Below are 24,000 nucleotides of genomic sequence, written 5' to 3'. Positions count from 1 at the left end.
TCAACCAGGACATCGATTTCATCGGACCGCTGTCGCGCGACCGGATCCGCGTGGCCTATGCCCAGCTGGCGGGCGAGGCGATTGACATGGACAATGGCGCTGCGCCGCGCTGGCGGCTGGGCGGGCAGATCGAGCTGCGCCAGGGGCTCGATATCCTGGGCGCGAGCGAGGCGTGCAATTTCGTCTGCGCATTGGTCCGCACCCCCACGACCCGCGGCGATGGCGACCCGACCTCCACGCTCATCCGCGGCGAAATCGCTGCCGAAGCGGCGCTGGGCGACCAGTTCTCGGTGTTCGTTCGCGGACGCGGCCAGATCGCCTTCGATCCGGTGCTCAGCTTCGAGGAGTTTTCGGGCGGCAACTTCACCATCGGGCGCGGTTACGATCCCGGCGTGATCGTCGGCGATGACGGCGCTGGGTTCTCGGTCGAGTTTCGCGGGCCGCAGATCGCCCCGATCAAGCAGACCGATTTCTCGTTCCAGCCGTTTGTGTTCATGGATGTGGCGTGGACCTGGGACGATGGCCGTCCCGGCGATCCGCAGCGGCTGAGCTCGGTCGGCGGCGGCGTGCGCGCGCGGCTCGACGACCGGTTCCGGCTGGACGTGACCGTGGCGGTGCCCACCGAAAGGTCCGGCCTGCTGGTCGACACGCCTGATCCACGCATCCTGTTCACCCTCACGACCTTACTACTGCCCTGGGGAGCCCGCTGATGGCCGATAACCGCACCATGATCGCCCGCCGCATCACGCTGGCCAAGGCGACCTCCGCGCTCGCGCTCGCCACCGGCCTGGCTCTCGGCGCATCTGGACCGGCGCATGCCCAGGCGTTCGAAGGCAACCCCACCGTTATATCGGGCGGGGTTAACATCGTCCGCACCCCCGGGACGGACACCATCCGCGTCGACACCAACCAGGCGGTGATCAACTGGACCACCAACGACGCCGCAGTCACCGGCGGGCCGATCAACTTCCTGCCCAGCGGGCGTACCGCCTTCTTCCGCAACAACCCCACCGCGCAGAACTTCTTCACCGTCCTCAACCGCATCATCCCCACCGGCACCAGCCGTGCAGTCCAGTTCAACGGCACCATCATCAGCCAGCTGCAGACCGCAGCCGGGCTCGTGCCCGGCGGCAATGTGTGGTTCTACAGCCCCGGCGGCGTGGTCGTGAACTCGACCGCGGTGATCGATGTCGGCGGCCTGCTGCTGACCAGTTCCGATCCGGTGCGCGACGGCAATGGCGATTTCATCAACGCGGCAGGGTCCTTCACCCTCAGCCAGGCTGCATCGCCGTCTTCGGTGATCGTCCAGCCGGGCGCCCAGATCCGTGCGACCTCTGAAAACAGCTACATCGCGATGGTCGCGCCGACCGTGCTGCAGGGCGGCAACGTCACCGTCAACGGATCGGCGATGTATGTCGGCGCAGAGGCTGCCACCATCACCTTCGGCGGCAACGGCCTGTTCGATATCCAGGTGACCACGGGCACTGACGGAACGGGCGGTCTTGCGGTCGGCCATGGCGGCGTGACCACCGGCCCGGCGAGCACCGGCGTGAACGACAACCACCGCATCTACATGGTCGCGGTGCCCAAGAACAATGCCATCACCATGGCGATCGGCGCCGGCAGCCGGCTGGGATTCGACATTGCGGGCGCTGCCGATGTCCAGGGCAACTCGATCATCCTGTCGTCGGGCTATAACGTGTTCGGCGATTTCGTGGACACCAGCGCGGCGGTCAATCCGGCGCAGGCGGCGGACATCAATGTCGCGCCGGCAGATATCACATCGTCGTTCATCGCTGCGGCCTCGCGCAACTTCCTGGGCCAGTCGCTCAGCGGCGATCTCAATTTCTTCAGCGATGTGCAGGCCTTTGGCGCCAACTCGGCCGTCCTGAACGCCGATGGCGCCAGTGCCTCGATCAACGTCGGCGGCAACCTGACGCTGTCTGCCAACGATTTCCGCTTGGTCCAAGGAGCCAATGCGCAGGCCGGAACCGTGCGTCTGCGTGCGAACAACGGCGGCGTGATCAGCCTTTCGGGCAATGCCAATCTGGATGCGGTCGGCATCGGCGGCTCCAACTCGACCAGCGGCACGGTAGGCAGCGGCACCGGCGGCGTGATCGAGATTCTGGCCAATGATGGCGGGCTGATCGCGATTGCGGGCAATCTGCGTGCGGATGCGTCCGGTTTCTCCGGCCAGACCGAAACCACCGGGGTTGGCAGCAACTTCGGCCGCGGCGGCAGCATCGGCGTCTTTACGCTGGGCAGCGGCGGAACGCTGCTGGTGGACGGGGGCACCGAACTGTTCGCCCAGGGTCTGGGCCTTGACGATGCGGGATCGGCAAGCGGTACGGGCGGCGCCGGCTTCGGCGGACGGATCGACGTCTTCGCGCAGGGCTCTGGCCATCTGATGCGCTTTGGCGACGCGTTTCTGGCCGATGTCACCGGCTTTGGCGGCAGTGGCGCCAATACCGGCAACGGCGGCGCTGGCCTGGGCGGACAAATTTTCGTCAGCACCGAAGGCGCAAGCACGCTCGATTTCCTGAGCGACCTGTCGCTGCTGGCCTTCGGCTTCGGCGGAACGGCAGGCGTGACCTCGGGCGCTGCGGGCGGCGCTGCCACCGGCGGCACCGCCAGTCTCAGCATGGGAGGCACCGGCGGGCTGATCAATGTCGGCGCGGATGCGATTTTGCGTGCCAGCGCGAATGGCGGCATCGGCGCACACACCGGCAATCTGGGCGGCAATGCCACCGGCGGCGGCGCGATCATCTTCCAGAACGCCGCGGGCGGCAATCTCACGATTTCCGGCACCACGCAGGTCGAATCCTTCGGCATCGGCGGCATGGCGACCTTTGGCGGCAACGGGCAGGGCGGCAACGCGCAGGTCATCGTCCAGAATGGAGGGCAGCTCAACCTGCTCAACGGTCTGACCGTGGACAGCTCGGGCCTGGGCGGCACCGCGAGCACCCCGGGCACGGGATCGTCCGGCAACGGCACCGGCGGCGCGATCGCACAGCTGATCGCGCTCACCGGCGGCGTGGTCAACATCACCGGCGATGTCACGGTCTCGGCCAATGGCGCGGTGTTCGGATCGGCGCTGTCGGGAATCGATGGCGGCAACGGCACCGGCGGCAACGCCTCGATCTCGCAGAACACGCTGGGCCAGATCACCATCAACGGCAACGCCAATGTGACCGCGACCGGCACCGGCGATGCAAACCAGGGCGGCGGCGACGGGATTGCGGGCAATGGCGTGGGCGGCGACGCGCGCATCGTGGTCAACGATTTCAACGTCACCATCACCGGCAACGCGACAGTGGATGCGAGCGGCTTTGGCGGCAACAATCTGGGCGGAACCCGCGGCGGCAACGGCACCGGCGGGCTCGCCAATCTGGGCGCGGCAGTCGGCACGCTGACCATCGGCGGCGATGGCATCGCCCGGGCGTCCGGCCTTGGCGGCGATTCCGTAAGCTCCGGTTCGGGCGGAACCGGCATCGGCGGCCAGGCGCTGATCGGCACCGTCACATCGACCGCGCTGATCCAGATCGCAGGCATCGCGGATATCGCAGCCAATGGCGAGGGCGGCGACGGCTTCGGCACTACCGGCTCGGGCGGGGCAGCAACTGGCGGCACCGCGCAGCTATTTGCGCAGAGCGGCCGGGTCAACGTCACCCGCAGCAGCTTCCTCAGCGCCTCGGCCTTTGGCGGCAACGGCGCCAGCAATGCGGCAGGCGGCGCAGCCCAGGGCGGCAATGCCAGCATTCTTTCGCTGGGTGACGGCCGCATCACGCTGGGCAACAGCGTGTTCATGGCGGCCTTCGGAGGCGCGGGCAGCAGCGCGGGCGGAACCGGCAACACCGGCACCGCCACCGGCGGCAACGCCGTCATCCAGGCGCAGACCGCGGGCAGCTCTGTCACCGTCAACGGCAGCGTCTTTGCCGATGCGAGCGCGGCCGGCGGTTCCAGCGGAACGGGCGTGATCGGGCTGGCGACCGGCGGCGGCGCATCCGCAACCGCGCAATCGGGCCTGTTGCAGATCAACGGCGACGTCGTACTCGATGCCTCGGCCACCGGCGGCGATTCGACCGTTTCGGGAATCGGCGGCGCGGCCACCGGCGGACGCACGCTGATGGTGGTGTTCGGCACCGGCGGCGGCACCGCCAGCGCCACGGGCGCGTTGACCCAGCAGGTCAACGGCGTCGGCGGCAATGCCAATGTCGGCACCGGGGGCGTCGGCACCGGCGGCCTGGCCGAGTTCGGCACTTTGGGCATCGTCGGTACCGTGACGATCGGCGGCAACGCCAGCCTGTCGGCCAACGGCTTTGGCGGAACCGCCTTTGTCGCGGGCAATGGCGGCAACGGCGTGGGCGGTCAGGCGCGCTCGGGCGTCAACGGTGCAACACTGCGCGGCGCGGACATCCTGCTCAGCGCGGTCGGTGCGGGCGGCAACGGGTCTGCGGGCGGCAACGGCGGCAACGGCACCGGCGGCGGCGCATCGCTGATCGCGGGCAGCGGCCCGGTGACCGGGCTGGTCGATTTCGACAATGTGCTGATCAACACCGCAGGCTTCGGCGGCGCGGGCGGCGCAGGCACCACCGGACCGACCGGCGGCACCGGCGGCAATGGCGGCATCGGCACCGGCGGCACCATCCAGATGCTCGGCACGGCGGGCAACGGACAGCTCGATGTTCTTGACGTCCAGCTCAGCGCCGACGGCATCGGCGGTGCGGGCGGGCTTGGCGGCGCAGGCAGCGCGGGCCGGGGCGGCAATGGCGGCGCAGGCGGAGCGGGTATCGGCGGCCGGGTCGATTTCGGCACCCAGAGCGGCACCGGAGCGCTGACCGTCAATGTCGGCTTTGCGGATATCGGCAATGTCTCATCGGCGGCGCAGGGCTTTGGCGGCGCAGGCGGCAATGGCGGCTTGGGCTCGACCGGAAGCGGCAATGGCGGCAATGGCGGGGCAGGCTTTGGCGGCGACAATATCCTGATCGTGCGCGGATCGCGGGTGACTGCGGACGATATCACGATGGTGGTCGGCGGCGCTGGCGGCACGGGCGGCGCGGGCGCGGTCGGCGGCAATGGTGGCAACGGCACTGGCGGCGGCCTGGGCTTTGCGATCACCGACCGGTTCCAGATACCGGCCAATCGCGGTCTGCTGCAGGCGGGCAACGTCCTCGGCATTTCCACCGGCATCGGCGGCGCCGGTGCGGTGGGGGGCCTGGGCTATTATTCCACCGGCAACAATGTCGAGCTGCGCAATGCCGACGCTACGGTGACCAGCTTCGTAATCAATGTCGGCGGCGATCTTCCCGATCCGCTGCTGCAGCTTGAAGACTCGATCCGGATCAGCGACGGCACGTTCAACGCGGGCAACAGCTTCACCTATCTGACGCCCAATTCGCTCTCGGTGCTGATCGGCAACGCCTCGCTCAATGCCAGCGCGGTGGGTCTGAGCGCGGGCACCTTTATCGCCGATACCGTGCTGCCCACACCCACCAACATCGGCACGATCACGGCGAATGCGATCAGCCTGCAGTCGGTCGGCAGCATCGTCGTCACGGCCAATTTCGCGACACCTGGCAGTCTGACAGCGGTGAGCAACGGCGCGATCAACCTGCGCAACATCAATGCCGGCGGCGTGATCGGCATCCAGGGCACTTCCCTGCAGCTTGGCAACCTCACATCTGGCAACCACATCAACCTCACTTCGACCAGCGGCTCGATCAATGCAGGGGTTATCAGTGCGGCCAACTTCATTGCGATGACCGCAGCGAACGGCCTGACGCTGACCACCGCGACATCCGGCACCGGCCATATCGATCTGCTGGTCAATTCGGGCAACCTGACCATCGGCAACCTCGCGGCCGGAACCTATATCGTGCTGGATACCCGCGCTGGCAACATGGCGCTGGGCAACATCCAGTCGGGTGCCGAAACCGAGATCGAAGCTGCGGGAAGTGTCCAATTCGGCAACGCCGTCACCGGTCTTGAATTTGCCATCGAAGCAACGGGCAACATTACCGGCGGCAATGTCAACGCTGCAGGGGCTGTGCCGACAACAAGCTACAGCGTCGGCCTGCTTTCCCGGACCGGCTCGATCCAGGTCGGAAACCTGACAGGAGCGCGCAACATCGGATTGGTGGCTCCAGGCACCATCACTACCGGTTCCCTGACGAGCGGCGAGAACATCATCGCCCTCGGCAACGGCAACATCCTGTTCAACGGTCCAGTCACTGGCGGAACGGGCGCAGCCAACTATTTCTATGTCGGCAACATTTCAATGGTGTCGCTGCTCGGCGCAGATTTCAATCCCGCGCCGCTGTTTGGCGTGACGCCGGTGCGCACCACCGGCAGCCTGACGGTCAACGGCCCCATCCAGACCGGCAATCTGCTGGCCGGCGTCGGCACCGCGTTCTCGACCACCGGAGCGATCACCGCCACCGGCGGACGCGTCGCCATCACCGCCGGCAGCATCACTGCGCAGGCGATCAACTCCACCCAGGGCACGGTCCTCAACGCCACCAACGGCAACATGACCGTCGGCAACATCGTCACAGGTGGCCCTGTGTCGCTGCAGACCACCACCGGGCTGATCACAACCGGCACGCTGGCGGGCAGCCAGGTTGGTGTCGATGGCCAGGGGGCGGTCAGCATTGGCGGGGTCACCACCACGGGCGCGGCGCAGCTGCGGTCGCGTGCGAGCACGTTCACCTCCACCGGAGCGATCACCGGCGGCACGGTGAACATTGGCGGCACCGCAATTGCGCTCACCAACGTCACCAGCACGGCGGGCGCCATCGCGATGGGGGCGACTGCAGGCAATCTCACCTTCGGCACGCTGACCTCGTCGGCCAACACCCAGTTCTCGGCCACCGGATCGGTGACCGGCGGGGATATCACCGCGGGCAGCTGGATCGGCACGATCGTCGGCGGCAACATGCAGCTGGGCAATCTGCGCACCACCGGTCCCGGCGTTGCGCCGACCAGCGGCTTCAGCATCGGCCTGGGCGCCAATGGCGCGATCACCACCGGTACCGTCAACAGCTTCGGCTCGGTGGGCATCGGGTCGGATGATGGCCAGGGCAATGTCGGCAACGCGGCCAGCATCACCACCGGCGCGATCACCGCAGGCGGCAGCGCCTTCCTGCGCAGCACGCAGGGACTGACCACCGGCGCGATCACGTCGACCAACGAGATCCGCGTGCGCGGCGGATCTGTCACCACCGGCGCCCTGCAGGCGACCAACGCCATCCTGGCCGCGGCGATGACGGGCAATCTCAACACCGGCAACATCACCACCGGCACCTCGGCGGTGCTGCTCGCAGCCCAATCGGTCAACACCGGTGCAATCGGCACGGGCACCACAGGCACGACGCTGATCGCCAACAGCTCGGCGATCTCGCCGACCGGACTGATCTCGACGATCGACCTGGGCGCGCTGCTGGCGGCAACGCCGGTCCGCGTCGGGGGCAGCGTCTCGATCGGCGCACCGGTCACCACCGGCACGCTGCTCTCCGCCTCCACCGGCAGCTTCTCGGCCAGCAGCTCGATCACGGCGGGCACGCGGATCAGCCTCGACGTCGGCGGCACTGCCGTCTTCGGCGGGCTGGCGGTCGCGCCCACCATTGCGATCAGCTCGGGCGACATCGCCTTTTCGCAGAACGGCGGTCTTGGCAACGCCAGCACCGGCACGATCACGCTGACCGCCAACCGCAGCGGAGCGGTGATCATCGGCGGCAGCGGCGACAGCCAGTCGCAACAGGGTGGCTACACGCTCGACGGCAGCGAGATCTCGCGCATCCGCGCGCAGAACATCGTGATCAACGCGCCCAACGTCTCCTCGACCGGCACCGGCGTGGAAATCCGCGCGCTGACCATGAACGGATCAGCTGCGGCCAGCGGGGTCAACCTCAACGGCTCGGAAGGCAGCCTGACGATCAACACGGCTGGCACCATCCGCGTCAACGGCAACGCCGTCTTCAATTCGATGGCATCGACCAACCGCGTGGCGCTCAACGCTGCGCGGGTGGAGATCAACGCCGACACCGGCGGCATCTTCCTCAACGGCAGCTCGCCGGGCGGGGTACTGTCGATCACCGCGAACAACATCCACATCGCCAGCGCGTCGCTGCTGGATCAGCTGGCATCCAACGTCAACTTCACCGGACGCGACACCGCGCTCAGCCTGCCGATCGCGACATCGCGGCCAGACGGGGTGATCCAGGCATCGCGGCTGCAGTTCAATGTCGGCAGCACGCTGCTGATCCAGAACACCGGCACCAGCCTGCTGAACGCCGGGTTCTTCGGCCGGGTGGGCAGCGTCGAGATCGTCCCCCGGTCCTCGCAGAGCTCGTCGGGCCTGATCGACATGGTGATCTATGGCCAGCTGCTCGACACCGGCGATATCGTGCGCAACGGCAGCTCGGTGCGCGACCTGATCTTCCCGCGCTCGTCATCCGCCGGGCAGGACGGACCCAGCACGATCACCGGCTTCACCGCCAACTCCAGCGTCAATGGCTGCCTGCTCAGCGCGATCAGCTGCGGCGGCGGCGGCATCAGCGAACAGGGCCCGACCGTGGTGGTCCATGCCGGACCTCCGCCGCCACGGCCCGCCGAGGAACGCCAGGCCGAACGCGAGCAAGAAGAGGCCGAGGCTGCCGCAGAAGAGGCGGCACGCGGCGATGCCGCACCGCGCCGCCCGATCATGCCGCCGGTCACCATCGTCAACACCCGCCGGCTTGGCGTCGATCCGATCATCGACGAGCCGGTAACCAGCGGCGGCAACCCCAATCTGCAGCTTGACCAGCCGCTGCCCAATGCCCTGCCCGATACTGGAGGCCAGCCATGATCCGCACCCCGTCCCTCACCCGTGGCTTGCGAGGCGCGCTGGGGCGCACGGGCGGTGCCGTCATGGCGCTCAGCCTGGGGATGGCAGGCCTGCTGCCGGGCAGTGCAGCTGCCCAGGGCGAAGACGCCATCGCGCTGCGCGACAGCTTCCGCGTCGGATCGGCAGGCGTGCTGTGCACCGCGCAATACCGCCCGACCGATGCGGCGCTGACCAGCATGTTCGATCGCGGCTATCGCGTGGTGTGCCGCGATGCCGCCAGCCCGGTGGGTTCGCTCTATGCGCTGCGCGGCGGCGAGGGCGACCGGCTGGCAAGCTATCTGCAGGCCGCAGCCAGCCGTCTCAGCTGCTCCGAACGGCAGGTGACCGAGGTCGAGAATGTCGGCGGCGCGACGGTGATCGAATGCCGAGACCCCAAGGCGTCGGTGGATTACCGGCTGTACGCGGCGGTGCGCGGCGAGACCGTGTACATCGCCGAGGGTCTTTCGGGCTATGATTCCGCGCTCAGGCTGGCGCTGGCCTCGCTGGTCACCGACCGGCCGGTGACCGGCACGGTCGATGTCGCCACCACCTCGGTCAGCGATCCTGCCGCCTTTGCGCGCATCCAGGCGGGGACGCTCGACGAGGAATCGGCGCGCACCGAGGCCTATGTACGCAACAATTACGGCGCCTATGCCGAATCGTCCGAATTCTTCGAAACGCTCGCCGCGCGCGAGAAGGGCTCGTCCGAACGCACCGCAGAGTTCCTCGCCAACCAGGCGCTGCAGCAATCGAACATGGGCGATTTCGCCACAGCAGGCGCGCTGTTCGCGCGCGCCGACCGGCTGGTCGCCGCAAGCGACGGCGTCACGCAGCGGATGATCCGCAACTTCCGCGCGATCGATGCGATCAACCAGCGCAACCCTTCGGCCGCGATCGCCTTTCTTGACCGTCCGGTGGCGATCGACACCGAGATGATCGGCGAGGCGCGGCTGTCGCAGGGCGAGATCACCAAGATGCTCGCCGACCAGATCAACCGCGAAAACTCGGGCCTCAAAAGGCTGGGCGGGGTCGACAGCAGCCTGACCGGCACCGAGCGCGCGCAGATCCTCGACGGCCAGGCGCTGCTGCTGCGCGGCTCGGCGCTGCGGCTTTCCGGGCAGAGCGCAGCCGCGCTCACGGCGCTGCAGCAGGGCATCGACATGATCGTGGCGGTGCGCAACGGCCGCATCAGCTCGACCGGCTGGCTGCGCGCCGAAGTCGCGACCCAGCGCGCACTGATCCAGGAATCGCAGGGCGACATGACCGGCGCGCGCGCAGGACTGACCGAAGCACTGGCGATCTACCGACTCGATTACCCGCAATCGCCCGGCCTGCTCAGCGCCAAGGCGCGGCTGGCCGCGTTCCTCGCGCGGCGGGGCGAGGCGGATGCTTCGATCGCGCTCTATGACGAGATCGTCGCCGAGGGCGAGGCCGTGCCCAGCGCACGCGCGACGATGAAGGAAATGCTGGGCCCGTATTTCGCCCAGCTTGCCGTCCGCGCCGATGGCGATGCCTCGGTCGCCTCGCGCATGTTCACCGCCAGCCAGCTGCTGCAACGTCCCGGCGTCGCGCAGACCCAGGCGGTGCTCGCGCGCGAACTGTCCGAGGGCAATGACGAAGCGTCCGCCCTGTTCCGCCTGGCGGTGACCCGCACCCGCGAAATCTCGCGTACCAGCGCCGAGATCCAGCGGCTCGAGGCCCTGCCGGCGCCCACCGCGGACGATCTTGCGACGCTGGCGCTGGCCCGCGAATCGCTGACCAACCAGCAGAACGAGCAGACAGCGCTGCAATCGAAGCTGGGCCAGTATTCGCAGTATCGCGTGCTGTCGCCCACTTCGGTGACGCTGGCCGAGCTGCAGAAGCTGCTGGGGCCCAAAGAGGGCTATTACAAGGTCAGCTTCGTCGGCAGCCAGGTTTATGGCCAGCTGATCACCACCGACCGGGTGCGCACGGTCAGCATCAAGCTGACCCGCGCCGATCTGGACAAGACCGTGGCCAAGCTGCGCGATTCGATCGTGGTGATCGAAAACGGCCAGCCGACCAATTATCCCTTCGACGTGGTCGAGGCCAAGGCGCTTTACGATGCGCTGTTCCCCGGGCTGCAGCAGGACCTCGCCGGGATCGAGCACCTTGTCTACGAACCCGATGGCGCGCTGCTGCAGCTGCCGCCCGGCCTGCTGGTCGAGGACCAGAAGGGCGTCGATGCCTATCTGGAACGCACTGCGGCGATCGATGCCGACCCGTTCGACTTTACCGGCATCGCCTGGTTCGGGCGCGACCGGCGCTTTTCGATCGCGGTGTCGCCGCGCTCCTTCGCCGATGTGCGGACCATCGCGCCCGCACGCGGCAAGCAGGCCTATCTGGGTCTGGGCCAAAACGCAGCTCCGCCCGAGCGGATCACGCTGGCTTCGGACACCCGCGCGGCGGACTGCGAATGGCCTATCAACACCTGGCTCGACCCGATCTCACCGGCAGAGCTCAAGCTCGCGCAGAGCGTGCTGGGCGCAGGCCGCGCGAATGTGCTGACGCAATCGGCGTTCAGCGACACCGCATTGCTCGGCCGCAGCGACCTGGATGATTATCGCATCCTGCACTTTGCCACACACGGCCTGGTCACCGCGCCGCGCCCCGAATGCCCCGCCCGCCCGGCGCTGATCACCTCGTTCGGCGATGGCAGCTCCGACGGGCTGCTGAGCTTCAAGGAAATCTTCGATCTCAAGCTCGATGCCGATCTGGTGATCCTCTCGGCGTGCGACACCGCAGGGCTCGCCACCGTTTCGGCCTCGCGCGAGGCGGGAATCGAGACTGGGGGCAACTTTGCCCTCGATGGTCTGGTGCGCGCCTTTGTCGGCGCGGGCGCGCGATCGGTGCTCGCCAGCCACTGGCCGGTGCCCGACGATTTCAACGCGACCGAGAACCTGATCTCCGCGCTGTTCAAGGCCAGCCCCGGTACCGCGATGAACGCGTCGCTGGCACAGGCGCAGCGCGCAGCCATGGACGATCCGCTGACATCGCATCCCTATTACTGGGCGGCGTTCATCCTGCTGGGAGACGGCACCAAGCCGCTCGTCCAATAAGCGCGGCTTGACCGGCCGCGCCGGGCCGAGGACGCCGATACTGGTCAAGAGGGGCAAAGCCGCCTATCTTGGGGGCTATGGGATTCTTTCGTGACATTTCGCCGATCCGCGCCGTGGGTGACCTCAAGACGTACTGGTTCGACCAGCAGGACCACAAATGGCGGTTCCTGCTCGCCTCGCTGGCGGCAACGACGACCATCTTTGCCGCGTTCTTCAGTGAATCGGGTTTCGAGGTGCAGTGGAAACGGCCCGAGATCACCTGGGTGACCAGCTTCGAGCCCGGGCGCAGCGACAGCGAGATCGCCGCCGAGAATGTCGCCAATCAGGAGCGCAAGGAAAAGCTGGAAGCCGAGCGGCTGGCACGCGAGGAAGAGCGCAAGGCGCAGTACCGGCGCCTCGCCGAACAGTTCGGCATGGATACCGAGTGATCGCAGCCCCCCGGTCTGATGCGGACTGGATGCAGGCAGCCATCGCGCTGGCGCTGCGCGGAAGGGCGCTGTCCAGCCCCAACCCCGCGGTCGGCTGCATCCTGGTGCGCGATGGCCGCGTGATCGGGCGCGGTTGGACGCTGGCGGGTGGGAGGCCGCATGCCGAGGCAATGGCGCTCGATACAGCTGGCGAGGCAGCGTACGGCGCCACCGCCTATGTCACGCTCGAGCCCTGCGCGCACCAGAGCCAGCGCGGCCCGGCCTGCGCGGATCTTCTGATCGCAGCAGGCGTGGCGCGCGTCGTGATCGGCACACAGGACCCGGACCCCCGCACCAATGGCGAAGGCATCGCCCGGCTGGAGGCCGCGGGGATCGCCGTGCAATCGGGCGTGGCCGAGGCTGCCGCGCGTGCCAGCCTGGCAGGCTTCCTCACGCGGCAGACGCAGCGCCGCCCTTTCGTCACGCTCAAGCTCGCCACCTCGCTCGATGGCCAGATCGCGCTTGCCGATGGATCGAGCCAGTGGATCACCGGACCGCAGGCGCGTGCGCACACCCATGTCGAGCGCGCGCATCATGATGCAATCCTTGTCGGCGGCGGCACCATGCGCGCCGATGCACCCCGGCTGGATGTGCGGCTCAAAGGGCTCGAGCCCCGCTCCCCGCGCCGCGTGCTGCTCAGCCGGATGGGCGATGCGCCGGCGGGATGGACCGCGATTGCTTCGCCGCATGACATCGGTTCGCTCGAAGGCTGTGACTGGCTGATGGTCGAGGGCGGCGCGGAAACCGCCGCTGCGTTCCTGGCCATCGACAGCGTCGACCGGCTGCTGCTGTATCGTGCCCCGGTGGTGATCGGGCGCGGCAAGGCGGCGCTGGGCGATATAGGGCTGGAGCAGCTTTCCAACGCGCATGGCCGCTGGCAGCTCGAGGACACGCGGCTGCTTGGCAAGGACCGCATGGAAAGCTACCAGCGGATACGCTGACCCGCGACAATCGCCCGTGACCCGGGCAACACACAGGACGATCATGTTCACAGGCATCATCACCGATATCGGCACCATCGACCATGTCGAGCAGCGCGGCGACCTGCACGCGCGCATCCGCTGCAGCTATGACATGGGCAGCGTCGCGATCGGCGCCTCGATCGCCTGCTCGGGCGCGTGCCTGACCGTCACCTCCAAGGGCGACGACTGGTTCACCGTCGATATCAGCGCCGAGACGGTCAGCAAGACCAGCGCGGGACGCTGGGACACTGGCACCCGGCTGAACCTGGAGCGCGCGCTGAAGATCGGCGACGAGCTGGGCGGGCACATCGTAACCGGGCATGTCGACGGCATGGGGACCGTTGCGGCGCGCGAATCCGAAGGCGATTCGATCCGCTTCACCATTGCCGCGCCGCATGCGCTGGCGCCCTATATTGCCGCCAAGGGGTCGATCACCGTCGAGGGCGTGTCGCTGACGGTGAATTCGCATTCCGACCAGAGCGACGGCAGCGTCCATTTCGGGCTCAACATCATCCCGCACACCTGGGAAATGACCACCTTGGGCGCGCTGCAGCCGGGCGATCCGGTCAATCTGGAGATCGACGTGCTTGCGCGCTATCTGATGCGGATGAACGAGGTGAATGCGGCAAAATCCACTGCAATGTGATACCGGCTTTACGAAGCACATTGCAATGTGATACCGGAGTACCCGAAGGGATATTCCGATGTCAGCACAGCTTATCGAACGTATCGTTGAAATCATCGAAGCCGGTCAGGAAAGCCGCGCAGGCCTCGCCCGCGCAGCCGGGCTGCACGCCAATTCGCTGCGCAAGCTGGGCGAGCCCGACTGGAACCCCACCGCCGATACCCTGGGCAAGCTGGAACGCTATCTGTCGCGCGACCCCGCCGGCGTGATGGCTTCCGCTGAAGAGATCATCAACGAAGCGCGCAACGGCCGCATGTACATCCTGGTCGATGACGAGGACCGCGAGAACGAGGGCGACCTGATCATCCCCGCGCAGATGGCGACTCCCGACGCAATCAACTTCATGGCCAAATACGGCCGCGGCCTGATCTGCCTGGCGTTGACCAGGGACCGGGTCGAGCAGCTCGGCCTCAACCTGATGTCGCGCCACAACGGCACACGGCACGAAACCGCGTTCACCGTTTCTATCGAGGCGCGCACCGGCGTCACGACCGGGATCAGCGCTGCGGACCGCTCGCGCACCGTCACCGTGGCGATCGACGCCGCCAAGGGCCCCGAAGAGATCGTCACCCCCGGCCATGTCTTTCCGCTGATGGCGCGCGATGGCGGCGTGCTGGTGCGCGCCGGGCACACCGAGGCTGCGGTCGATGTCTCGCGCCTCGCGGGGCTCAACCCCTCGGGCGTGATCTGCGAGATCATGAACGACGACGGCACCATGGCGCGGCTCGACGACCTGATCGAGTTCGCGCACATCCACGGCATGAAGATCGGCACGATCCGCGACCTGATCGCCTATCGCCGCCGCCACGACCATCTCGTCGAAAAGCGCGCCGAGGTCCGCTTCACCAGCGAATTCGGCGGCGAGTGGAAGGCGATCGTCTTCTACAACAAGGCCGAGAAGACCGAGCAGACCGTGCTGCAGAAGGGCCATGTCGACCCCGACAAGCCGACGCTGGTGCGCATGCACGTGCTCAACCCGTTCGCCGACATCTTCGGCGAGACCGGCGCGCGGACCGGACTGCTCGAACGCGCAATGGAAATCATCGGAGCGGAGGGCTCGGGGCTGGTGGTGCTGCTCAACCGCCACGGGACCAACAGCCTCAGCCAGGCAATCCGGCTCAAGTCCGGCGAAGCGGTCGCCGACATGGAAGAACTGCGCGATTATGGCATTGGCGCGCAGATCCTCACCGAAATGGGAGTGCAGGACATGGAGCTGCTGACCAACTCGCATCACAGCCTGGTCGGGCTGGATGGCTATGGCCTGTCGATCGTCGGCGAGCGACCGATCACGCCGCAAGCATGATCGGGGCGTGCGGCTGCGTCAGACGGTAAAGCTCTCGCCGCAGCCGCAAGCGCCCTTGGCATTGGGGTTGGCGAACACGAAGCCGGCGGTGAAATCGTCCTCGACCCAGTCCATCACCGATCCGATCAGATACAGGATCGATCCGCCGTCGACATAGAAAAGCCCGCCCGGGGTCTCGATCTTCTCGTCGAACTTCACTTCTTCGGTGACGTAATCGACCGAATAGGCAAGCCCCGAGCAACCACGGCGCGGGGTCGACAATTTGACCCCGATCGCCCCATCGGGCGCGGTCTGCATCAGATGCGCGATCCGTGCCTCGGCCGACGGGGTGAGCGTCAACGCGGCAGGACGGGTGCGGGTTGTGGTGGTCATAGCATTCCCATTTCAAGCTTGGCCTCGTCGGACATCTTGCCCGGATCCCAAGGCGGGTCCCAGACCAGATTGACCTCGGCATGGCCGACGCCCGGAACCGAGCCCACCGTGAGTTCGATCTCACCAGGCATCGATTCTGCCACCGGACAGTTCGGCGTGGTCAGCGTCATGCTGATGATGGCATGGCCATCGCTGACCTCGACGCCGTAGATCAGCCCCAGATCGTAGATGTTCACCGGTATTTCGGGATCATAAATGCCCTTGAGCGCCTCGATCACGGCCTCATAGACTTCACCGCCCGGTTCGGTCGGTGCGACGCCGGTGGGCTTTTCGCTTAGGAACCCGTCAAGATAATCGCGCTTGCGGCGGTAGCGTTCGCCCGCGCTCTCGGGCCCGGTGGTGTCGATCGCCATGTCGACGCGCGCCTTGGGCGGCTTGTCTACCGCATCCACTTGCTGTGCCATGATCTTTCCTGTCTCGTCCATATCCCTCACCCGAAAATCCTGCGCACCCGGTCCAGCCCGCGCACCAGAGCCTCGACATCGTCGCTGTTGCTGTACACGCCGAAGCTCGCGCGCGCGGTGGCTGGCACGCCCAGATGGTCCATCAGCGGCTGGGCGCAATGGTGCCCGGCGCGGATCGCGACGTTGGCTTCATCCAATATGGTGCCGATGTCGTGCGGATGCACCCCCTGCATCGCGAACGAGAGGATGCCCGCGCTGTCCTTTGGCCCGAAAACCTGGATCGCGTTGATGCCCGCCAGTGCCTCCTGCGCCTCGGCGACCAGTGCGCACTCATGCGCGTGGATCGCCTCCACTCCGATGGCTTCGACATAATCAATCGCGGCTGCCAGCCCGACCGCGCCCGCGATATGCGGGGTTCCCGCCTCAAACCGCTGCGGCGGGGGCGCAAAGGTGGTGCGCGCGAAGGTGACCCGGTCGATCATCGCACCGCCGCCCTGCCATGGCGGCATCGCCGCGAGCAAAGCCGCCCTGCCCCACAGAACGCCGATGCCGGTCGGGCCGTAAAGCTTGTGCGCGGAGTAGACATAGAAATCGCAATCGAGTGCGGCGACATCGACCGGCAGCCGCGGCACCGCCTGGCAGCCATCGAGCAGCAGCAGCGCGCCCACTGAGTGCGCGATGTCCGCCGCGCGCCGCGCATCGAGCACGCTGCCCAGCACGTTCGACACATGCGCCAGCGCAACCATCTTGTGCCGCTCGGTGAGCATCGATGCGAGCGCGTCGAGATCGATCCGGCCATCCTCGGTCAGCGGCGCGACGTCGATCTCGGCCCCGGTGCGCTCTGCCACCAGCTGCCACGGCACGATGTTGCTGTGATGCTCGAGCTGGCTCAGCATGATCCGGTCGCCGGGCTTGAGGTTGGCCATGCCCCAGCTATGCGCGACAAGGTTGATCCCCTCGGTCGCACCACGCACGAACACGGTTTCCTCTTCGCGGCCACCGATGAAGCGCGCCGCCTTGGACCGCGCATTTTCATAGGCGATCGTCATGTCCGCCGAGCGCGCATAGACGCCGCGATGAACGGTCGCGTAATCCGGCCCATAGGCCCTTGCGATCGCATCGATCACCGCGCGCGGCTTCTGCGCGGTCGCGGCGGTATCGAGATAATGCCAGGGCGCGCCATCGGCGGTGACGAGCCCAGGAAAGTCGGCGCGGTGGTCAAGCAGGCGGGCGGGTGCGAGCGTGGCCATCACGCCAGACCCTCCAGCGCGGCGAGCGCCCGCGCCTCGATCGCCTCGCGTGCGGCATCGTCTTCCAGCGACACGAAAGCATCGGCGATGAACGCCTGCAGCATCAGCTTGCGCGCGATGCTCGGCGGCAGACCGCGCGCGGCCATGTAGAACAAGGCCTGCTTGTCGAGCTCACCCACGGTCGCGCCGTGCGCGCATTTCACATCATCGGCGTAGATTTCGAGCTCGGGCTTGGCATTGGCGGTCGCAGTGCGATCAAGCAGCATCGCCTTGACCGACTGCGAGGCATCGGTTTTCTGTGCATGCCGCGCGACCGCGACCTTGCCCAGGAACGATCCGGTGGCATGGCCTGCAAGCACGCTGCGCACCACTTGGTTGCTGGTCGCATTGGGGTGCGCGTGGTTGACCTGCGTGACGATCTCGAGCGTCTGGTCGGCATGGCCGAGAATAGCGCCGCCCATCTCGAAATGTGCGCCTTCGTGCAGCAGCACGGTTACGCTCATCCGGCCATAATCGGCGTCGGTGGCGAGCAAGTGCAGCGCGAAGGTCGCGCCTGCTTCGATCACGACGTCGAGATCGGTGATCGACACGCCTGACATCGCGACCGGCAGCACGATCTGCCGGCTAAGCGTTTCACCGGCGGCAACGACGATCCGCTCGGGCCCTTGCGGCACATCGCCCCAGACGCGAGCGAGCGCATCGAGATCGGCATAGCGCCAGGCCTCGTCCTTGCGGGTGGGGAGCGGGATGACGTTGCTCATTTCACCGACTCCGGCTTCTTCATCGCCCAGATGGCATAGACATAGGTCAGCGCCGCAGCACCAGCGATCGCTGCCCCCGTGTTCGGCTCGGGCACGAACAGATAGGCCGAATAGCAAAGCACCGCGCGCAAACCGAAATGGATCATCCCCGCGCGGTCATCCGCTGCCCAGCCATGCGGGACCCAGATCATGCCGGCAAGGATTGCCAGCCCCAGGATCAGCAGCGCGATCGACGAGGATGCCTGGGCGGCGAAAATCACGAAGGGAATGATTAGCGCGATCACGAAGATGAACTGCATGAACAGTTGGGTGAGCGGGTTCTTGTTCGATTGCGTGCTCAGCCCCGGCGCACCGCGCAGCTTGTCGATAAGGATCGACAAAGGGAACGGTGCTGCTGCTGCGGTAAACGCGACCCATGCAGGCATCGCATCGCCCATCCGCCAGCTTGCGACAGCCAGGGCAGACCATGTGATCAGCCCAGCAATCGGCATGCCTGCGGTGCTGTCCGCAAGATAGTCGCGCTGCAACTGTGCGAGCGGCAAGGCGCGCATGTCACTCATGCAACTGCCTCATATCCCTGTTCTTCGAGCTCGAGCGCAAGTTCGGCGCCGCCGCTGCGGACGATGCGGCCACCGGCGAGGACGTGGACGAAATCGGGCTTCACGAGATCGAGCAGCCGCTGATAGTGGGTGATCAGCAGCACGGCTTTATCCGGCTTGCGCATGATGGTGTTGATGCCCTCGCCGACGATGCGCAACGCGTCGATGTCGAGCCCGGAGTCGGTCTCGTCGAGCAGGGCGAGCTTGGGGTCGATGATCCCCATCTGCACCATCTCGTTGCGCTTCTTCTCGCCGCCCGAAAAGCCGACGTTCACCGGCCGCTTGAGCATGTCCATGTCCATCTTGAGCAATGCCGCCTTCTCCTTGGCGAGCTTGATGAACTCGGCGCCCGACAATGGCTCCTCACCACGCGCCCGGCGCTGCGAGTTGAGGCTTTCGCGCAGGAACTGCAGGTTGGAGACGCCGGGGATTTCGACCGGATACTGGAAGCCGAGGAATAGGCCGGCAGCCGCGCGCTCATGCGGTTCCAGCGCGAGCAGGTCCTGGCCGTCAAAGGTCGCGGAGCCCTCGGTCACCTCGTACCCGGGCCGTCCGCCCAAAGTATAGGCGAGCGTCGACTTGCCCGCGCCGTTCGGCCCCATGATCGCGTGGATTTCGCCCGCGTTGATGGTGAGCGAAAGGCCCTTGAGGATCGACGTGTCACCGACCTGGGCGTGGAGGTTGTTAATTTGGAGCATCAGTCATTCATCTCGTTCGGCAAAATCGGTTGTCTGTCGTCACACCGGAGTCTTTCGGGATGACGGATGTGGATTGGATGGATCATTCGCTCGTCTCCGCAGCACTGCGGCGATCGTGGTAGAACGCCAGCACCTTGTCGGTGGTGCAATCGGTCAGCGGCTGGCGCTTGATCGCGCCTTCGGTCATGCACGCGCCGATCGCCTCACAGGCATAGCCGTCGATCACCGGATCGCCGCTCGACACGCGCACGCGGCAGCTTTTGAGCACGCCCTTGCTTCGCGAGAGGCGCAGCTTGATCCGCTTCATCCGTTCGGCGACCACGACGATCTCGTCCGCCGGGGCGGGCGGAACCATCGCAGGCTGCATCAGGGCCAGGGCGGACAGCAGGATCAACCGACCGAGCCTTCCAGCGAAATCCCCAGCAGCTTCTGCGCTTCGACCGCGAACTCCATCGGCAGCTGCTTGAGCACTTCGCGCGCAAAGCCGTTGACGATCAGCGCCACGGCATCCTCGGACGAGAGCCCGCGCTGCATCGCGTAGAACAACTGATCGTCGCTGATCTTGCTGGTCGTCGCCTCATGCTCGATCTGTGCCGACGGATTGCGCACTTCGATATAGGGCACGGTGTGCGCGCCGCACTGGTCGCCGAGCAGCAGCGAATCGCACTGGGTGAAATTGCGCACGCCTTCTGCGCCCGGCGCCACTCTAACCAGACCGCGATAGGTGTTGTTGCTGCGTCCCGCGCTGATCCCCTTGGACACGATCGTCGAGCGCGAGCCCTTGCCGTTGTGGATCATTTTGGTGCCGGTATCGGCCTGCTGGTAATTGTTGGTCACCGCGACCGAGTAGAATTCGCCGACGCTGTCCTCGCCGTTCAGCACGCAGCTCGGATACTTCCATGTCACCGCAGAGCCGGTCTCGACCTGCGTCCAGCTGATCTTCGAGCGCGCGCCCTGCGCCAGCCCGCGCTTGGTGACGAAATTGTAGATCCCGCCCTTGCCCTCGGCATCGCCTGGGTACCAGTTCTGCACGGTCGAGTACTTGATCTCGGCATCGTCCATCGCGACGAGTTCAACGACAGCGGCGTGGAGCTGGTTCTCGTCGCGCTGCGGCGCGGTGCAGCCTTCGAGATAGGACACATAGCTGCCCTTGTCGGCGATAATCAGGGTGCGCTCGAACTGGCCGGTGTTTTCGGCGTTGATGCGGAAATAGGTGCTGAGCTCCATCGGGCAGCGCACGCCTTCGGGGATGTAGACGAAGGTGCCGTCGGAAAAGACCGCGCAGTTCAATGTCGCGAAATAATTGTCGCGCACCGGCACGACCTTGCCCAGCCACTTCCTGACCAGATCGGGATATTCGCGGATCGCCTCGCTGATCGACATGAAGATCACGCCGGCGCGGCTCAATTCCTCGCGGAAGGTGGTCGCGACCGAGACCGAGTCGAACACCGCATCGACCGCGACGCGGCGCGCGCCTTCGACATTGGCGAGAACCTTCTGCTCCTCGATCGGGATACCGAGCTTCTTGTAGACCTCGAGGATTTCGGGATCGACCTCGTCGAGCGAACCCAGTTTGGGCTTGGCCTTGGGCTCGGCGTAATAATAGGCGTCCTGATAATCGATCGGCGGGACGTTGAGCTTGGCCCAGTCGGGGGTCTCGAGCGTCTGCCAGATGCGGAACGCCTTCAAGCGCCAGTCGAGCATCCATTCGGGCTCGTTCTTCTTGGCGCTGATATAGCGCACGGTGTCCTCGGTCAGGCCCTTGGGGGCCATTTCCTGCTCGATCGCGGACGAGAAGCCCCATTCATAGGTGCTCGCCTTTTCCGCCGCCGCCCAGGCATCGGCGTCGCGCGGCCTGGTGTCGGCTGCGGTGTCTGCAGGGGTGCTGTCGTCGGTCACGTTGAGGTCCTTTCGCCGACCTTCTTCAGGTCGAGCGGATGTTCGGGGCGTTCGGGATCGAGGCCAAGAGACGTTGGAACGTGTTGGCCGAGGCTGGCGAGGGTCACGCCTGAGAGCGCGGCGCGGATGGTGCGGTTGACGATCTGCCAGTGCGGGCGGACATGGCAGCTGCCCTCCATCGCGCAATCGCTGGCGTGGTCGCCCGCGCACACGGTGATCTCGATGGGGCCGTCGACCGCCTCGACGATATCGGCGAGCGTGATCGCGGCGGGCGGGCGCGACAGCCGGAATCCGCCGCCTGCACCACGCACCGATTCGATCAGCCCAGCTGCCGACAGCTTGCTCACCAGCTTCTGCGCGGTGGGCAAAGGCAGCCCGGTCTCGGTCGCCAGCGCGCGCGCATTGCAGCGCATTCCGCCGCAATGGCGCGCGGCGGCGCTCATCAGCACCACGGCATAATCGGCAAGACTGGACATGCGCATAAGGCTTGACCCGCTAATCGGAGTGAATCGTTCCGATTAGGGAGATGGCGGTTTTGGGCTGGAAAATCAAGGGTGAAGATGGGAGTGCAATATCACCCCTCCCGCAAGCGGTAGGGGAGAGGGCAATGCTACTTCACCGCGCCCGATCGCAGCAGCCTCGGCACGAGGAACACCGCTGCCACCAGAGGCCATTTGCGTTGCCAGGGCTGGATCTCGATCTGTGTGCCTGCGTGCCGGTTGATCTTCCAGGCGAGGTAATCGATCCCGCCGGCAAAGGTGAAGCTCGCCTTGGCGAGCCGCGCCACCGTCATCCTCTTGCCCTTGCGCCTGAGCGCCGCCCAGCGGCTTTCGGCCTCGGGACGCGGCATCGCGGCAATGTCGGGATGTTCGCGCGCGATCGCCGCGCCGACCCTGGCATAATGATCGGGCGCGAAGTCGACGACCTTGTCGGGGCGGTCACCGCGCTCGGCGCGCAGTTCGGCGCCATAGGTGCGGGTGAAGCCGGTACGCCACGCGGCCAGCAGATCGCCGGGCGCGGGATCGGTCACCGGCGCGGCATGGCGCAGCAGCGTCACCGGCGCATCGCACAGGGCGGCCAGCGCGGCATCGCGCGCGGCATCATCCGCGCTCCACACCAGCCGCACCGGCTGCGCGAACCGCGCCCAGACCGAGACATCGCCCGCCTGCATCGAGCACGCGCGCGCCAGATCGGCTTCGGACAGCACCGCGTATTTCGCGGCGAGATTGTCGTGCGCGGCGGGGAAGACATTGGGCGGGATCAGCGCATTGGCGCGCGCCATCCACCCGGCCTTGCCAGCCTGGCGATAGGCCTCGGCATAATCCGACACGATCACGTAGAAATCGAGCATCAGCCCGTCGAGCTGTGCTTCGCGCAGGCACGATCCGTAGAAGATCACCGCGCGCGCCGCAGGGCCGAACGGGCGGACGAGCTCGGCAGCAAAGGCGCTGACGCGCGGGTCGACCGGCTGGTCGATCTCGGCGGCGATCAGGGATTTCAGAGAGTCCAAGCTAACGTCCACATTCTTTCGTCACCCCCGCGCACGCGGGGGTCTCGCGTCCTTGCAAGCGTCGCGTCTATAGCGGGATTCCCGCATTCGCGGGAATGACGAAAAAGGCGATCAAGCCGCCAGCCGCAGGAACGGCACCGGATCGGTCGAGCGCAGGATGATCGGCTTGCCCGCGCTGGCCTCGAAGATCTCACCATCGAGCACGACGCGGCTGCGGCTGCGGTCGCTGTCGATGCGGATCATGTCCTCGCGCGCTAGATGCACGCCGCGTCCGCGCCGGGTGCCGAAGCGGCCCATCAGCGTGTCGATCAGCATCGTCGTCAGGCCCGCGCGGTTGTGTTCCACCGCGATGAACTTCAGCTGCCCGGTGGGCGAGCTGCCTGCCTCCGCCCGGCTGCCGAGCAGCAGTTTCTCCAGCGTCGTCACCATCACCACGATGAAGCTGCCGTTGAGCTCGCCCTTCTGGAAGTACGAGATTCGCAGCGCCGAGCGGGTGATCGGCAGGAACTTGGCGGTGAGGCCGAACAGCATGGTCAGCAGCCCGGCGACGGCCGCGATGAAATGGCTGACCGAATTGGGCAGGCCCAGGGGATAGATCTTCTGGCGGCAGTACAGGATGATCTCGGCAAGGCCGGCGCCGCCCATGAACATGCCCAGCACCGGACGGCCATCCTCGCCATCGGTCAGCGCGATCAGCTGGCGCACCACGATATGGCTTTCGAGGTCGTTGCGCGCGATGTTGACGATGCGGTCGAGCGTCGGGATCGGCTTGCCGCTGGCGCCCAGATCGAGCGCGATCAGGTTGGTCTTGCCGTTGGGCAGCACCGCCACCGGGGGCGGGTTCTTGCCGAAATGGCCGCCATGATAGAGCTCGGTCAGCGTCGCCTGCACCGTGCCATCGCCGCCGTTGATCACCAGCACCTTGGGCTTGACCAAGGCGATCGCGCGCAGCGCGTCGGCGATCTGGTGGACCTCTTCCACCTCGTAATGGAAGATGTCGGGATTGTGCGCGCAATAATCACGCACCGCCGGCAGCAACGCCTTGTTGCCGGTGGAGCGTGGATTGGAAATGAGCGCTACGAGGGTCATC

Annotated in this window: 18 protein-coding genes; 7 read left to right on the top strand and 11 right to left on the bottom strand. The window is 66.5% G+C overall.

What is annotated here, in order from left to right:
- Positions 1-50: 50 nt before the first annotated feature.
- The 7 genes from BSY18_RS21075 to ribB all read left to right on the top strand — a co-directional run bounded on the left by BSY18_RS21075 (position 51) and on the right by ribB (position 15,357).
- On the top strand, positions 51-710 hold the full coding sequence (locus BSY18_RS21075; protein ID WP_150126315.1) for a ShlB/FhaC/HecB family hemolysin secretion/activation protein: 660 nt from the start codon (positions 51-53) through the stop codon (positions 708-710).
- Positions 710-8,845, top strand: coding sequence for an S-layer family protein (locus BSY18_RS21570; protein ID WP_069051260.1), 8,136 nt, complete (start codon positions 710-712; stop codon positions 8,843-8,845). Before BSY18_RS21075 ends, BSY18_RS21570 begins: the two co-directional genes overlap by 1 nt.
- The gene (locus BSY18_RS16865; RefSeq protein ID WP_083231533.1) at positions 8,842-11,940 is read left to right on the top strand and encodes a CHAT domain-containing protein; all 3,099 of its coding nucleotides are present in this window, start codon (positions 8,842-8,844) and stop codon (positions 11,938-11,940) included. Before BSY18_RS21570 ends, BSY18_RS16865 begins: the two co-directional genes overlap by 4 nt.
- A 77-nt stretch (positions 11,941-12,017) precedes the next feature.
- Positions 12,018-12,368 (top strand): hypothetical protein, encoded by a 351-nt coding sequence (locus BSY18_RS16860; protein ID WP_054136465.1) that lies wholly within the window; start codon positions 12,018-12,020, stop codon positions 12,366-12,368.
- 29 nt (positions 12,369-12,397) lie between these two features.
- Complete coding sequence (gene ribD / locus BSY18_RS16855) at positions 12,398-13,348, top strand: bifunctional diaminohydroxyphosphoribosylaminopyrimidine deaminase/5-amino-6-(5-phosphoribosylamino)uracil reductase RibD (protein WP_069051258.1); 951 nt, start codon at positions 12,398-12,400, stop codon at positions 13,346-13,348.
- A 43-nt stretch (positions 13,349-13,391) separates the two neighbouring features.
- On the top strand, positions 13,392-14,015 hold the full coding sequence (locus BSY18_RS16850; protein ID WP_069051257.1) for a riboflavin synthase: 624 nt from the start codon (positions 13,392-13,394) through the stop codon (positions 14,013-14,015).
- Positions 14,016-14,073: 58 nt separating this feature from the next.
- Positions 14,074-15,357: a 3,4-dihydroxy-2-butanone-4-phosphate synthase gene (gene ribB / locus BSY18_RS16845; RefSeq protein ID WP_069051256.1), complete on the top strand. Its 1,284-nt coding sequence runs from the start codon at positions 14,074-14,076 to the stop codon at positions 15,355-15,357.
- An 18-nt stretch (positions 15,358-15,375) separates the two neighbouring features.
- Here ribB and BSY18_RS16840 read toward each other — a convergent pair whose 3' ends face one another.
- The 11 genes from BSY18_RS16840 to BSY18_RS16790 all read right to left on the bottom strand — a co-directional run bounded on the left by BSY18_RS16840 (position 15,376) and on the right by BSY18_RS16790 (position 23,999).
- Positions 15,376-15,729 carry a HesB/IscA family protein gene (locus tag BSY18_RS16840; RefSeq protein WP_054136469.1) on the bottom strand — a complete coding sequence of 118 codons (354 nt, stop codon included), beginning with the start codon at positions 15,727-15,729 and terminating at the stop codon, positions 15,376-15,378.
- Positions 15,726-16,214, bottom strand: coding sequence for an SUF system Fe-S cluster assembly protein (locus BSY18_RS16835; protein ID WP_054136470.1), 489 nt, complete (start codon positions 16,212-16,214; stop codon positions 15,726-15,728). The genes BSY18_RS16840 and BSY18_RS16835 overlap by 4 nt, the downstream gene beginning before the upstream one ends.
- A gap of 5 nt (positions 16,215-16,219) precedes the next feature.
- The gene (locus BSY18_RS16830; protein WP_069051255.1) at positions 16,220-17,443 is read right to left on the bottom strand and encodes a cysteine desulfurase; all 1,224 of its coding nucleotides are present in this window, start codon (positions 17,441-17,443) and stop codon (positions 16,220-16,222) included.
- Positions 17,443-18,204 (bottom strand): SufD family Fe-S cluster assembly protein, encoded by a 762-nt coding sequence (locus BSY18_RS16825; protein WP_069051254.1) that lies wholly within the window; start codon positions 18,202-18,204, stop codon positions 17,443-17,445. Before BSY18_RS16825 ends, BSY18_RS16830 begins: the two co-directional genes overlap by 1 nt.
- A complete protein-coding gene (locus tag BSY18_RS16820) occupies positions 18,201-18,764 on the bottom strand; it encodes a DUF7010 family protein (RefSeq protein ID WP_150126314.1) in 564 nt (187 codons plus the stop codon). Before BSY18_RS16820 ends, BSY18_RS16825 begins: the two co-directional genes overlap by 4 nt.
- Complete coding sequence (gene sufC / locus BSY18_RS16815) at positions 18,761-19,501, bottom strand: Fe-S cluster assembly ATPase SufC (RefSeq protein WP_054136474.1); 741 nt, start codon at positions 19,499-19,501, stop codon at positions 18,761-18,763. Before sufC ends, BSY18_RS16820 begins: the two co-directional genes overlap by 4 nt.
- An 82-nt stretch (positions 19,502-19,583) precedes the next feature.
- On the bottom strand, positions 19,584-19,895 hold the full coding sequence (locus BSY18_RS16810; protein ID WP_069051253.1) for a hypothetical protein: 312 nt from the start codon (positions 19,893-19,895) through the stop codon (positions 19,584-19,586).
- A complete protein-coding gene (gene sufB, locus BSY18_RS16805; RefSeq protein ID WP_069051252.1) occupies positions 19,892-21,400 on the bottom strand; it encodes a Fe-S cluster assembly protein SufB in 1,509 nt (502 codons plus the stop codon). Before sufB ends, BSY18_RS16810 begins: the two co-directional genes overlap by 4 nt.
- A complete protein-coding gene (locus BSY18_RS16800) occupies positions 21,397-21,882 on the bottom strand; it encodes an SUF system Fe-S cluster assembly regulator (RefSeq protein ID WP_054136477.1) in 486 nt (161 codons plus the stop codon). Before BSY18_RS16800 ends, sufB begins: the two co-directional genes overlap by 4 nt.
- Positions 21,883-22,010: 128 nt before the next feature.
- On the bottom strand, positions 22,011-22,910 hold the full coding sequence (locus BSY18_RS16795) for a hypothetical protein (RefSeq protein WP_069051251.1): 900 nt from the start codon (positions 22,908-22,910) through the stop codon (positions 22,011-22,013).
- A 111-nt stretch (positions 22,911-23,021) separates the two neighbouring features.
- Positions 23,022-23,999 carry a diacylglycerol kinase family protein gene (locus BSY18_RS16790; RefSeq protein ID WP_069051250.1) on the bottom strand — a complete coding sequence of 326 codons (978 nt, stop codon included), beginning with the start codon at positions 23,997-23,999 and terminating at the stop codon, positions 23,022-23,024.
- Between the last annotated feature and the right edge of the window lies 1 nt (position 24,000).

Origin of the sequence: Blastomonas sp. RAC04 (assembly GCF_001713435.1) — a bacterium.
GTDB lineage: Bacteria > Pseudomonadota > Alphaproteobacteria > Sphingomonadales > Sphingomonadaceae > Blastomonas > Blastomonas fulva.
Note: the sequence above shows the minus strand (reverse complement) of the source record. Positions and strands in the feature narration are given on the sequence as shown.